Annotated in this window: 13 protein-coding genes and 1 pseudogene; 7 read left to right on the top strand and 7 right to left on the bottom strand. The window is 40.2% G+C overall.

From position 1 onward, the window contains the following. The 3 genes from gatB to gatC all read right to left on the bottom strand — a co-directional run. A partial coding sequence (gene gatB / locus UC75_RS15165; protein WP_228137414.1) for an Asp-tRNA(Asn)/Glu-tRNA(Gln) amidotransferase subunit GatB occupies positions 1 to 1,043 on the bottom strand: 1,043 nt, incomplete at its 3' end. Then, positions 1,043 to 2,521, bottom strand: coding sequence for an Asp-tRNA(Asn)/Glu-tRNA(Gln) amidotransferase subunit GatA (gene gatA / locus UC75_RS15160; RefSeq protein WP_049838060.1), 1,479 nt, complete (start codon positions 2,519 to 2,521; stop codon positions 1,043 to 1,045). The genes gatA and gatB, both read right to left, overlap by 1 nt. A gap of 53 nt (positions 2,522 to 2,574) precedes the next feature. After that, a complete protein-coding gene (gene gatC, locus UC75_RS15155) occupies positions 2,575 to 2,889 on the bottom strand; it encodes an Asp-tRNA(Asn)/Glu-tRNA(Gln) amidotransferase subunit GatC (RefSeq protein ID WP_000107699.1) in 315 nt (104 codons plus the stop codon). A 133-nt stretch (positions 2,890 to 3,022) separates the two neighbouring features. Between gatC and UC75_RS15150 the strand changes: the two genes are divergently transcribed. From UC75_RS15150 to UC75_RS19015, 6 genes are all read left to right on the top strand, one after another. Next, positions 3,023 to 4,063 carry a rod shape-determining protein gene (locus UC75_RS15150; protein ID WP_004789315.1) on the top strand — a complete coding sequence of 347 codons (1,041 nt, stop codon included), beginning with the start codon at positions 3,023 to 3,025 and terminating at the stop codon, positions 4,061 to 4,063. 16 nt (positions 4,064 to 4,079) lie between these two features. Then, positions 4,080 to 4,937 (top strand): rod shape-determining protein MreC, encoded by an 858-nt coding sequence (mreC, locus tag UC75_RS15145; RefSeq protein ID WP_004789316.1) that lies wholly within the window; start codon positions 4,080 to 4,082, stop codon positions 4,935 to 4,937. Continuing rightward, positions 4,924 to 5,415, top strand: a complete 492-nt coding sequence (gene mreD, locus UC75_RS15140) for a rod shape-determining protein MreD (RefSeq protein ID WP_004789317.1) — start codon at positions 4,924 to 4,926, stop codon at positions 5,413 to 5,415. Before mreC ends, mreD begins: the two co-directional genes overlap by 14 nt. Next, the gene (locus tag UC75_RS15135) at positions 5,403 to 5,963 is read left to right on the top strand and encodes a Maf-like protein (protein WP_049838059.1); all 561 of its coding nucleotides are present in this window, start codon (positions 5,403 to 5,405) and stop codon (positions 5,961 to 5,963) included. Before mreD ends, UC75_RS15135 begins: the two co-directional genes overlap by 13 nt. A 107-nt stretch (positions 5,964 to 6,070) precedes the next feature. Then, complete coding sequence (rng, locus tag UC75_RS15130) at positions 6,071 to 7,525, top strand: ribonuclease G (RefSeq protein ID WP_004789319.1); 1,455 nt, start codon at positions 6,071 to 6,073, stop codon at positions 7,523 to 7,525. A 139-nt stretch (positions 7,526 to 7,664) separates the two neighbouring features. Beyond that, the gene (locus UC75_RS19015) at positions 7,665 to 7,838 is read left to right on the top strand and encodes a PA1571 family protein (protein ID WP_002116397.1); all 174 of its coding nucleotides are present in this window, start codon (positions 7,665 to 7,667) and stop codon (positions 7,836 to 7,838) included. A gap of 27 nt (positions 7,839 to 7,865) precedes the next feature. On the opposite strand, the gene UC75_RS15125 is transcribed toward UC75_RS19015, so the two are convergent. Next, on the bottom strand, positions 7,866 to 9,251 hold the full coding sequence (locus UC75_RS15125; RefSeq protein ID WP_005309889.1) for a WS/DGAT/MGAT family O-acyltransferase: 1,386 nt from the start codon (positions 9,249 to 9,251) through the stop codon (positions 7,866 to 7,868). Positions 9,252 to 9,422: 171 nt separating this feature from the next. Further along, the gene (locus UC75_RS15120) at positions 9,423 to 10,157 is read right to left on the bottom strand and encodes a phosphoadenylyl-sulfate reductase (protein WP_004789321.1); all 735 of its coding nucleotides are present in this window, start codon (positions 10,155 to 10,157) and stop codon (positions 9,423 to 9,425) included. A 184-nt stretch (positions 10,158 to 10,341) separates the two neighbouring features. Between UC75_RS15120 and thrH the strand changes: the two genes are divergently transcribed. Next, positions 10,342 to 10,959, top strand: a complete 618-nt coding sequence (gene thrH, locus UC75_RS15115) for a bifunctional phosphoserine phosphatase/homoserine phosphotransferase ThrH (protein ID WP_003655338.1) — start codon at positions 10,342 to 10,344, stop codon at positions 10,957 to 10,959. Between the two features lie 59 nt (positions 10,960 to 11,018). Here thrH and UC75_RS15110 read toward each other — a convergent pair whose 3' ends face one another. Together UC75_RS15110 and UC75_RS21935 are read right to left on the bottom strand one after the other, a co-directional pair. Then, the gene (locus UC75_RS15110) at positions 11,019 to 12,518 is read right to left on the bottom strand and encodes an outer membrane protein transport protein (RefSeq protein ID WP_049838058.1); all 1,500 of its coding nucleotides are present in this window, start codon (positions 12,516 to 12,518) and stop codon (positions 11,019 to 11,021) included. Between the two features lie 599 nt (positions 12,519 to 13,117). Then, a pseudogene (locus UC75_RS21935) lies at positions 13,118 to 13,346 on the bottom strand (flavodoxin family protein); the annotation flags it as partial.

The raw sequence follows: 13,346 nt of genomic DNA, 5'->3' as shown, positions 1-13,346 counted from the left end.
CCGCCCGCAGCAGCCACAACAGCTTCAAAGAAGTCTGCCATTTCGCGTGAGAGCGTAAGTACATGTGCATCGTATTCAGTTACAGCAAAGTCTGCGATAAAGCGTGCACGGCGTGCCGCAGGTAATTCTGGAAGTGCAGCACGAGCAGCTTCAATTTGCTCATCTGCAATAATTACTGGTAACAAGTCTGGATCTGGGAAGTAGCGGTAATCATTCGCTTCTTCTTTCGAACGCATTGAACGAGTTTCCATTTTGTTTGGATCGAACAAACGAGTTTCTTGGTCGATACTTCCACCGTATTCCAAAATTTCCATTTGGCGTTCAATTTCAACATTGATCGCTTGCTCAATGAAACGGAATGAGTTGAGGTTTTTCAGCTCACAGCGTGTACCAAACGGTTGTCCCGGACGACGTAAAGACACGTTACAGTCTGCACGGAATGAACCTTCAGCCATGTTACCGTCAGAAATACCTAACCAACGCACAAGTGTGTGGATTGATTTGATATATGCCACTGCTTCTTCAACTGAGCGCATGTCTGGCTCAGAAACGATTTCAAGTAAAGGTGTACCAGCACGGTTTAAGTCAATCCCAGACATGCCTTCAAATTGGTCATGAATAGATTTACCCGCATCTTCTTCAAGGTGAGCACGAGTTACACCAATGCGTTTTGTTGTGCCATCTTCAAGTTGAATGTCGATATGACCCAAGCCCACAATTGGATTATCCATTTGGCTAATTTGATAGCCTTTTGGCGAGTCAGGGTAGAAGTAGTTTTTACGTGCAAACACAGATGCTTGGTCGATGTATGCATCGATACCCAAACCAAAGCGGATGGCAAGATCAACTACTTTTTCATTTAAAACAGGGAGTACACCCGGCATAGCCAAGTCTACAAGGCTCGCTTGTGTATTTGGGTCTTGACCAAATTCAGTCGATGAACCTGAGAAAATTTTAGAATTGGTTGCAAGCTGAGTGTGAATCTCGATACCAATAACGACTTCCCAACCGTCAATCAATTTCAACTTTTGAGCTTCAGCCATTATGCATTCTCCTCAGCAATTGCCGCACGTTGAGTATGGAAATCGGTATTTTGTTGGTATTGATGAACAATCGACAACAGTTGTGATTCTGACCAGTAGTTACCAATTAATTGTAAGCCTACAGGTAAACTGTCTTTATCAAAACCAACAGGAGCATTAATTGCTGGTAAGCCTGCTAAGTTCACTGCAAGTGTATAGATATCGCCTAAATACATTTCAGTTGGACTTAAGTTCGCACCAATTTTATAAGCAGTTGTTGGTGCAGAAGGAGCCGCAATTACGTCTACATTTTCAAATGCTTTTAAGAAGTCTTGTTGAATTAAACGACGTACTTTTTGAGCTTTTACATAGTAAGCATCGTAATAACCCGCAGAAAGCGCGTATGTACCAATCAAAATACGACGTTGCACTTCTGGACCGAAACCTTCTGAACGAGAGCGTTTGTAAAGATCCATCAAGTCTGCTGGGTTTTCACAGCGGTAGCCGTAACGAACACCATCGTAACGAGACAAGTTAGAAGATGCTTCTGCTGGCGCAATCAGGTAATACGTTGGTACATAAGCTTCAGTCATGTTGAGGTCAATCTCAACAAGCGTTGCACCCATTTCTTCAAGCTTCTTCAAAGACTCTTCAACACGAGCTTTTACGTCTGCATCTAAGCCTGCAACGTTAAAGTACTGTTTAGGAATACCAATACGTAAGCCTTTTACAGATGTGCCATTTAAGTTCGCAACGTAGTCATCAACTTCTTTTTTAACCGAAGTCGAGTCTTTTGCATCGTGACCTGCAATTACATTCATAAGGTAAGCACAGTCTTCAGCAGAGCGTGCCATCGGACCCGCTTGGTCTAAAGATGATGCATAAGCAATGATCCCGAAGCGAGATACACGACCATAGGTTGGTTTTAAGCCTGTTAAGCCACAGAAAGAAGCAGGTTGGCGAATTGAACCACCTGTATCTGTACCCGTAGCGAAAGGCGCTAAATCAGCCGCTACAGCCGCAGCAGAACCACCTGATGAACCACCAGGAACGTGGTCAAGTGCCCATGGGTTGCTAGTTGCGCCAACATATGAGCTTTCAGAAGTTGAACCCATCGCAAACTCGTCCATGTTCACTTTACCTAAAGTGACAAGACCAGCAGCTTTTGTTTTTTCAACAACAGTTGCATCGTAAGGAGAGATGAAGTTGTCTAGAATTTTTGAACCAGCAGTTGTTTTAATGCCTTTGGTACAAAAGATATCTTTATGAGCAAGTGGAATACCCGTTAGAGCAGTTGCATTACCTGCTTTTAAAGCAGCATCGGCAGCATCAGCTTCCGCGAGCGCCTGTTCAGGTGTAACCGTCACATAGCTTTTTACCAGTGGGTCAATTTTAGCAATACGTTGCAAATAATGTTCAGTCAGTTCGCGAGATGAAAACTTAGCTTGGCTTAAGCCCTCAGCAAGTTCACGAATTGATAAGCGATGTAAATCAGTCATGAGTAAAATTTCTTTACATTCAAAATAGGGAAGATGGGTTAATTGAGTAAAAGTTATTCAATCACGCGAGGAACAAGATACAAACCATCTTGAGTTGCAGGCGCAACTGCTTGGTATTCATCTCGATGATTGCTTTCCGTTACCACATCAGCACGTAAAGGTTGAGGATTGTCAAAAGGACTTTTCAAAGGTTCTACGCCTTCCGTATCAATGCCTTTTAAGGTTTCCATCATGCCTAAAATTTTATTTAGACTTTGAGCATATTCAGCAGATTGCGTATCATTGAGCGACAATCGAGCAAGATTGGCGATTGCTGAAACTGTTTGTGCATTTAAATCTGCTGAATGCTGTGCATCCGATGTAGACATAACATCACCTAATCAGTATTAAAAATTTTCAAAATATCGTGCGTTATAATAAGCGATTGACTTGTTCAAATCATCACATTTAGTTTAAAGTTGCCACCTTGCATCCACATGAAAGTTTAACTGAGAACGAACCGTGATTCTAAAACGACTAATTGGCTTGTTTTCGCCGGATCTAGCCATTGATTTAGGTACAGCAAATACACTTATTTATGCACCAGGCCGCGGCATTATATTAAATGAACCAACAGTTGTGGCAATTCGTCACAGTGGTTCACAAAAAATTGTTGCTGCTGTAGGTCTAGATGCTAAGCAAATGCTGGGCCGTACGCCTGCGAATATTTCTGCAATTCGTCCAATGAAAGACGGTGTAATTGCGGATTTTGAAGTGACTGAAACCATGTTGAATCAGTTTATTGGTAAAGTTCACGAAAAACGTTTGTTCCCACCTGCACCTCGTGTAGTTGTATGTGTACCATGTAAATCAACTTTGGTCGAGCGTCGTGCGATTCGCGAAGCAGTATTTAATGCTGGTGCCCGTGATGTTCGTCTCATTGAAGAACCTATGGCTGCTGCAATTGGCGCAGGTATGCCAGTTGAACAAGCATGTGGTTCTATGGTTGTGGATGTTGGTGGTGGTACAACTGAAATTGCAATTATTTCATTGCAAGGTTGTGTCTATGCTGACTCTTTACGCATCGGTGGCGATGTTTTTGATGAGCAAATCATCAATTATGTTCGTAAAGCTCACGGTTGTGTAATTGGTGAAACCACTGCTGAAATTATTAAAAAAGAAGTAGGTATGGCTGTTTCTGATGGCACAACATTAGAAATTGAAGTACGTGGTCGTAACCTTGCAGAAGGTGTGCCTCGCGCAATTACTGTAACTTCTGACGAAATTACTCAAGCAATCTCTGATCCATTACAAAATATTGTAAGCGCAGTAAAATCTGCACTTGAGCAAACTCCTCCAGAACTTTCTTCTGATATTGCCGAGCGCGGTATTGTGTTGACAGGTGGTGGTGCATTACTTCGTAACCTCGATAAATTATTAGCTCAAGAAACTGGTTTACCAGTTGTGGTTGCTGAAGATCCTCTTACTTGCGTGACCCGTGGTGGTGGTAAAGTATTGGAATTCTTCGACAACCCGAACCATGACATGCTTTTTGTTGGTTAAGTTTAAGGATTAGGCGGTGCAACCGAATATTTTTTCAAGACAGCCGCCATCTTTCCGCTCGTTCATTATTGCGGTCATTACATGCTTGGTTGTGCTGTTTTTTGATTGGCGCATGCCGTATGTAATTCAGCCAGCAAGGGATGTCTTGTACGCTGCATATAACCCAATTTATGCATTGGCCAGTTATCCAGTACTGTCGAGAGAATGGCTGAATCAACAAACAAAATCTGAAGCACAACTGCGTCGTGAAAATACTGCGATGCAGGCTGAGCTTTTACAAGCTCAGGTTCGTTTACAGAAGCTTTCTGAACTGTCAGCTGAAAACACCCGTTTGCGAGGTCTTCTTGATACTCCATTAATTATTGATGGACGTATGGAGATTGCTGAAGTGATTGGGACAGATGCAGACCCATTACGTCATATCATCATTGTTAACCGTGGCTCTATGGACCATCTTAAGGTCGGTCAAACGGTTCTGGATGATAAGGGGATTATGGGACAGATCATTAATGTATACCCTCATAGCTCACGTGTAATGTTGTTATCAGATAAAGAACATTCACTTTCAGTACGTCTTGAACGCACTGGAATGCGGGCGATTGTTTCTGGTACTGGTGATTTGGGTCGTTTGAAAATGGAATATGTCCCGACGAGTGCGAATATTCAAGTGGGTGATAAAGTGTTTAGCTCAGGTTTGGGTGAACATTTCCCAGCAGGGTACGCAGTGGGTACAGTTGCCAAAATAAGACGTCATAATTCGGGCGAGTTTGCAGAAATTGATGTTACACCAGCCGCACAATTAGCAACAGGTCATCATGTGGTCGTACTTTTCTCTGATTCTTTAGCGAAGGAGCAACCATATGCCGATCGCTAAATTGAAACGAGAAAAAAGAAACGATCCATTATGGGGAATTATCCTCTCTGTAATTGTCGGCTCAGTGCTCATGGTTTACCCGCTATCCTACGATATTTCAGGCTGGCGCCCATTATTCATGTTAATGATTATGCTATTTTGGGTAGTATGTCAGCCAACATGGTGTGGGGTCTGGTTTGCATTTGGAATGGGAATTTTTACAGACCTTTTGCTTGATGCGCCTTTAGGTCTCAATGCTTTAAGTTTTGTAATTGTGACTTTTCTTACCCGTTTTTTAATTCGTGAGCGCCGTATTTTAACCTTTGGTAATTTATGGACAATTGCAACTCTGGTCATTATTGCTCATTTAGCGTTTATGTGGGTAACGCAGACCATGGGTGGAATTCATTTTTCGATTGCTAGACATTGGCAACCATTGATGACAAGTATCATCACTTGGCCAATCGTCTATTATTGTTTGGCAAAATGGCGCATATAGTCTTAGCATCTAGCTCTCCTCGTCGGAAGGAGCTATTGCAGCAACTGGGTTTAGATTTTGAAATCTATAGTCCAGATATTGATGAGTCCGTTCATGAAAATGAGCTGGTTCACCATTATGTTGAACGGTTAGCTAGAGAAAAAGCACAAACTGTATTGAAGCTTTTTCCAGACGCAATCGTTATTGCTGCTGATACAAGTCTTGGGCTTGATGGCCAAATTATTGGTAAGCCTGAATCGAAAAATCATGCTTTTGAAATCTGGAAACAATTATCTGGACGTTGGCATGATGTGTTTTCTGGATTATGTATTGCTACGCAGCAAAAAATGTTAAGTCAGGTGGTGCAAACACAAGTTGAGTTTCAGCCTCTGACTACGCAAGATATGGAAGATTATTGGGCTACAGGTGAGCCTGTGGGGAAGGCCGGTGGATATGCAATTCAAGGAATTGCTTCTCAATATATTCCCCAAATTCAAGGAAGTTATAGTAATGTGGTAGGACTTCCTTTATACGAATTTGCACAGTTATTAAAAAGAGTAAAGACATAAGAGGTTGTTATCATTCTTAATTGAATAGCATTGTCGATGAACACTAGGCAAAGTTAACAGCTTCTCTGACTCTTTAATAAAAATTTTATAATGCTTTGAGTTTATGTATGTCAGAAGAATTACTTATTAATGTCACGCCTATGGAGTGTCGGGTGGCATTAATCGAAAATGGAACTGTTAATGAGCTGTATGTCGAACGTACAGTCAAACGTGGGCTAGTCGGCAATATTTACAAAGGTAAAGTCGTGCGGGTGCTTCCGGGCATGCAAGCTGCCTTCGTTGATATTGGTTTGTCTCGAACAGCCTTTTTACATATCAATGATATGGTTTGGCCTCGTTCACAGCCTACCCCAAATGTTTTTGAACTCTTACATCCCGGGCAAACGCTTACTGTCCAAGTAATGAAAGATATGTTGGGAACAAAAGGCGCGCGTCTGAGTACTGACCTTTCAATCCCTTCTCGTTATCTGGTTCTCATGCCATATGGAAATCATATTGGTGTATCTCAGCGTATTGAGTCTGAAGAAGAGCGAGAGCGACTACGTAATATTATCGAAGGTATTCAATCTGAACATAATTTGCCGGGTAGCGTGATTGTACGTACAGCTGCTGAAGGTGTAGATGAGGCAGAAATTGCACAGGATATGTGCTATCTGAGTAAATTATGGGAATACATTCAACGTAAACAAATTGATGTTGCTGTTCCTTCCTTAATTTTTGAAGAGCTTCCATTACCTCAACGTATTATTCGAGATTTGGCTAGCGACGAAACTGCAAAGATTTATGTCGATTCGCGAGAGATTCACGCGAAGCTTCTTGAGTTTGTAGAAGAATTTGTTCCGAATATGCAGAGTCGACTCATTCATTATCCGGGCGAGCGACCACTATTTGATCTTTATAACGTCGAAGAAGATATTCAAAAAGCCTTACAAACCCGCGTAGCTTTGAAGTCAGGCGGCTATCTGATGATCGATCAGACTGAAGCCATGACAACGATTGATGTTAATACGGGTTCATATGTCGGTGGTCGTAGTCTTGAGGACACTGTTTTTAAAACTAATATGGAAGCGACTCAAGTTATCGCGCGTCAACTTAGACTGCGTAATTTGGGTGGTATTCTCATCATTGATTTTATTGACATGCAAGAGGCAATTCACCGTGAAGAGGTGATGCGTCAGTTTGAAAAAATGCTTGAGCGCGATCATGCCAAGACCAAAATTACTCAAGTGTCAGAACTTGGGCTGGTCGAAATGACGCGTAAACGCACACGTGAATCGTTAGAACATTTGCTGTGTGAGTCGTGTCCAACCTGTCAAGGACGTGGTTTTGTCAAAACAGCAGAGACAGTGTGTTACGAAATATTTCGTGAGATATTACGATATACCCGTGCATTTGAATCAACGAGTGGCTTTACTGTTGTTGCCCATCCTTCTGTGATTGACCGATTATTAACAGCAGAAGCGCCAGCAGTGGCAGATTTAGAGCATTTCATCAACCGTGTCATTAAATTTCAGGTCGAAAATTTATATACGCAAGAGCAATACGATATCATTTTAAGTTAAAGTTGTAACAAGATATCGCTTAATCCTTGTTACAACTGAAATTTTACTTTCATTCATGAATTTTAAATACTACTTACATACAGTAGCCGTAGACGTTCTCCCTATTTAACGTCTTAGCAAACAATAAGAGGTATAACCCATGAATGTAAGTGAAAACTTAATTAGCAACGGTCTTAAACATGTTTTAGAAAGCACGCCAGTAAATAGCTGCTATATGTTGAATGACCAAGGTAAAGAAGTACCGATCACAACTGCAATGATTCGTTCAGTATGTCATCAGTTGCTTAACCAGTGCCGCACAATCAAAAAATAAGGGGCCAATTTAAAGCCCCTTAGTTTTCTAACTTGCTGAATGATGTTTCAGCTGTTTCTCTGCAATAATTTCTTCAAACCGTTGAATCTCATCTTCTAAGTGAGTCAAAAGGTTTTGCATTTTTGGCAAAGCATTTCGACAAGCTGTTAATCCAACTTCAAGCTTATCTAAATAACTTGTCATGGTAATGTTTAGTGCTTGTCCATCCATGACAATTGAAGCAGGGTAGAGTGCGTCTAATTTCGCGCCATTCCAATAAAGCGGCTCACGTGGTCCTGGTACGTTGGAAATGACTAAATTGAACGCCTGACGCTTAGGAAGCATTCCTGACATGATGTTTAATCCTGCCGGACCATAAACAACCGCACTATAGTTTAAAATTTCATTCGCAGTCATACGGCTAAAACGTTGCTTTGAATTCTGCATGCTGCGACGAATGATTTCTAGACGTTCTAACGGCTGATCTTTATGAGTCCCTAAATTTGCCAGAATCATGGTAATTCGGTTACTCATGTCAGAATCATCGGTACGTAATGAAGCTGGCACCATGGCAATAAGTGGTTTTTTAGGTAAGCTATTTTGACTAATCAAATATTCACGTAAAGCACCAGAACATACTGCGAGTACAACATCGTTAATTGTCACACCCAGTACTTTTGAAATTTTTCTAAGGCGGCTCAGTTCAAAGGATTGGGCAGCAAAGCGACGTGAAGCACTCACTCTTTGGTTCAAAATCGATACGGGTGCCTGAAAAGTAGAAACATAATCAGGATTTTTGCCCATTTCTTTAAATATAGTCTGAGATAACTCTTGCATGACTTTAGGAGCTATATCGAGCTGAGACTTGATACCACCTAAAATACTCTTAATTTTACTTGTACTTGGTGTAGGTACTTTTAGGCGCTTAGTTCTTTTGCTCTCAACACACCATAAAGGAACAACATGTTTCTCTTCAGGTGTTTTTGAAAGTGATTTCTCGATCAAACGCATACCAGCAACGCCGTCGACCATTGCATGATGGATTTTAAAATACATGGCAAAACGATTGCCTTCGATTCCTTCAATAATATCGCAAGTCCAAAGGGGCTTTGCACGATCAATTAATGAACTATGTTGCTGTGAAATATAAACAAGAAGTTCACGAATACGGCCGGGATGAGGCAGAGCAATGTGGCGAAAGTGATGATCAATATCAAATTCTTCATCCTCATCCCAAAATAGACCATTTAAACGGTTATTGAAGGGCGGAATAGGAATACTTTTTGAACGTTTAATATCTTCTACTAAATCATGTACAAAAGTTTCAGGTGCATTTTCAGGAATTTCAAATAAAAATAATCCACCGACATGCATGGGTTGCTGTCTTTTTTCAAGTGACAGAAAAATGAAATCAATTGGGTGTAATGGACGCATAAATCATTGTGCCTCATGCATTTTTCTAAGAAGCCCTTATCTGAGCTCTTATTAGAATTATAGAACCGTAAAATTAAGTATATAGCGTTTAGAGTAGATAAAATATGACTTTGTGTACGGAACATGACATAAAAAAAACCACTGATTTAGCAGTGGTTTTTTGATAACAAATTACTTTTTCATATTACCTGCGTGTAATCCACACTCTTTTTGAGTCGCTTCTTCCCACCACCAGCGTCCTTCACGCTCATGTTGGTTCGGTAATACAGCACGTGTACATGGTTCACAGCCAATAGAAACAAAACCACGTTCGTGAAGAGGGTTATATGGAATCTCCATCATACGGATGTAGCTCCATACTTCAGCACTTGTCCAGTTTGCTAAGGGATTATATTTAATAAGTTGCTTACCTGGACCAGAGAAACCTGCATCAGCTTGTACTACTGGAATTTCTGTACGTGTACCAGGGCTTTGATCTTTACGTTGGCCCGTAATCCAGCCATCTAAAGTCGCAAGTTTTTTACGCAAAGGCTGAACTTTTCGGATACCACAACATTCTTGGTGTCCATCTGTAAAAAAGCTGAATAAACCTTTTTCGTTTACCATGTTTTGAACAGCTTCAGATTCAGGGAAACAAATTTCGATATTGATATTGTAGTGTTTACGGACAGTTTCAATAAATTGATAAGTTTCGGCATGCAGTCGACCAGTGTCGAGACTAAAAACACGGAACGGCTTACCCAAACGTGAAGCAATATCAATTAAGACAACATCTTCTGCTCCCGAAAAAGAAATTGCGATTTCACCTTGCTGGCTTAAGGCAAGCTCTAAAATTTCTCGCGGGCTTTTGGTCGCATATTCGGCTGCAAGAGCATCTACGATATCAATAGTCGGAATAACGGTCATGTGTGTTCCTGGCAAAAGGCTTGGGCGCATTGAGTTATGAAAAATATTCTAATGGATAGTGAATAAAGTGCTTAGCACTTTAATTTCGATCCTTATGAATAAAATTGATTTGATCAATAACAACGCAAAACTGAAAATCTTAGTGGTATGATACAGCAATTTTTAACCAACGTTGGAAGCATTCATGGAAATCGTATGCCTAGATCTTGAAGGGGTTTTAGTTCCTGAAATCTGGATCAATTTTGCAAAAAAAACAGGGATTAAAGAACTCGAAGCAACAACTCGTGATATTCCGGATTATGATGTTTTAATGACTCAGCGTCTTAATATCTTAAAACAACACGGTTTAGGCTTAAATGATATTCAAGAAGTCATTGCCGAGATGGGGCCATTACCTGGTGCAAAAGAGTTTGTTGAGTGGGTGAGCACTCATTTTCAACTTGTGATCTTGTCAGATACTTTCTATGAATTTGCGCATCCTTTAATGAAGCAATTAGGATGGCCAACAATTTTCTGTCATAAATTAGAGACAGATGAAGAAGGAATGATTACAGCTTATAAATTGCGTCAACCAGATCAAAAACGTGAGTCGGTTAAAGCACTACATGGATTAAATTTCCGTGTAATCGCAGCGGGTGATTCTTATAACGACACAACGATGCTTGGAGAGGCTGACCACGGTTTCTTATTTGATGCACCTGCAAACGTGATTGCTGAGTTCCCGCAGTTTCCAGCTATCCACGGATATGATGCCTTGAAAGAAGCAATCCGTTCAGTTTCAAAGCGTAGCATTCCAGCGTAATAGATAAATAATAAAAAAGGCGCTTTAAGCGCCTTTTTTATATGAATGAGTTTTGAAACTTAGAATTTATAGCCAAGTTTTAAACCATAAGCGATTGCGTTGTTGTCAGAGAACTCCGCAACATATTCATCACCACCAGCTTGTGCACCAGTTTGAGCCTTAGCATCGCCTAACCAGAAGTATTTTACGCCGCCAGCAATAAACGTTTGTGGGGTAGGGCTATATTGAAGACCTAAACCTACGTTCCAGTAACCTTCTGTTGGACCTAGAGTTGTGATTGGGTCACCTGCACCAGAGTCCCAACCTACAGAAACGTTACCAGCCCATCTGTCATTAAGTTTGCGGCCAACACCTGTAGTCACTGTCCATTGGTCATCTGAATAGCTAACTAAATCAAAACCATTTGGACGGTTGACAATCGGGCCTACAACTTTTGATAGTTGTCCAAATTTGTATGGTTGAACAGAGAAATCTTTCCAGTTCACCCAACGTATGTTAGCAAAGGCAACTGTGTCAGCCATGATTCCCGTTTGGAAATCAAAGTTAACTGATTGAGGTGTAGTAATTGTGGTATCTGCTGAGCTATTTTTAATTGCTTCACCAGCTGCAGCTTGCCCTAGTAATGAAAGAGCAGGAAGTGTAGGCAAGTTTTCACGAATATTGACATCGTGGTCAATTTCAGAGCGATATGTTAAAGATGCTTTTAATGCAATTTCAGGAATTTGATAAGCGAAACCTGCTAACCAACCTGCACCACCTGTTTCTTTAATATCTGCGTCATAGCCATTGTAGATACTGTAAGCTTGACCACGGAGGTTGATATTTCCTTTAATGGTTTGATATACACCGCCCGCATAGAAGTTCCAATTTTGATTTGGTTGAAAACCAAAAACCATTGCAAGGTTCTGGGTATCAACTTTAACCTTGGTGGCACCTTTACCAAGCAAACCATTGACTTGAGCTAGACCAGCATCAACCTTTGCAGCAACACCTTGTTTAACACCCGCATCGATAACAGCTTTAGTAGTTGCATCATTATTATAAGCATTTAAAGTGGCAGCAAATTGTGCTTTTCCAGCAGCAGAGGTTAAGTCAACTCCTTGGGCTTGCAGAGCCGCACCCACACGTTGGTCGGCAGTTAATCCATTAAATGTTGTATCAATAGTGCTGGTACGAATAGCATCTAATTTTTCAGGAGCTAAAATTGTATTGGTGCTATCTGATACAAATACGTTTTTCCCAGAATATTCAGCATCTGCACCAAATGGTTGATCGTATAGTATACCAAATGAGAATTTATCATTAAGTTGCAATTTTAATGCAGCATTTGGGAAATAATAATCATTACCCATATCGCTAATATCACGGCGCGTTGCACTTGTACCAGCTTCTTTACCTGCTACATCAGGGTCTAAAACAGAAATACCAGCTTCAAAGTAATTATTAGGCTGCAAAAATGCAGACATTGATTGTCCAGAGCGATCCAATGCTGCTGCAAAAACCCCAGTTGCAGGCAGCGTTGCTAAAATCATTGCAGTGCTCAGATGTTTTAATTTCATTTTAATCTTTCCTTGAACTTCAAGACATTTTTTTAAAAGTAACAGAGTTAAACCGTTTAAACTGTGTTGCCTTCAAAGCTTCTAATTACAACTTATAAAAGCTTTGATAACTCCATGTAACAAAAATAGCATAATTACAATAAGAGTAAATCTGTTATATGAACTGAGGAGTACTCACTTTTTATACAAATAGTACCAATAATGAATGAAATATGAAGGAATATTTTTAGTAATAAATTATTTTAATTCATTGATATTTATATTTTTTACCTATTATTAGTGATGTTCGTTTTAGTGACATTTTTGTCACAAATCCAAGAAAAATGGTCAAAGATTTTTTTGTAAAAATATGAATTAATCGATTATGAAATGAGTAGTAGTTGTCATTTTTAGTTGATAAGTCTAGTTTCTCTACATCTGTATATTATTGATTAACTTTTATATTCTTAATTTTATAAAAAAGTTTACCTTAGTTTTTTTTACCGTTTGATCTATTTTTTAGCGTTTTTGCCTCTCTGTTCGGGAGTAACTATGAGAGAGAATAGCCAAAAGTATAAAGATAGATTCGGCTATTTAATTTTTAGAGCTAAAACACAGCATTAGAGTGGATATAGTTTTTCATCAAATTGTTCAAGCTTAGGAAATTTTAGTGGTTCAAGCTGGTCCAAGTGAGAGAGATAAATCTCATAGTCTTCGAGAAGGGTTTCTCGTGCTTCTTGGCTAATATAAGGTACGTGATAAGCAATGAATGGTGGTAAAACTTCAAAACCGGCATATGCCAAAGTACCACGTTGAATCGGTGATAAATAATTTTCAATTGGGCCGTGA

The organism is Acinetobacter sp. V2 (genome assembly GCF_001188385.1).
Lineage (GTDB): Bacteria > Pseudomonadota > Gammaproteobacteria > Pseudomonadales > Moraxellaceae > Acinetobacter > Acinetobacter oleivorans.
Note: the sequence above shows the minus strand (reverse complement) of the source record. Positions and strands in the feature narration are given on the sequence as shown.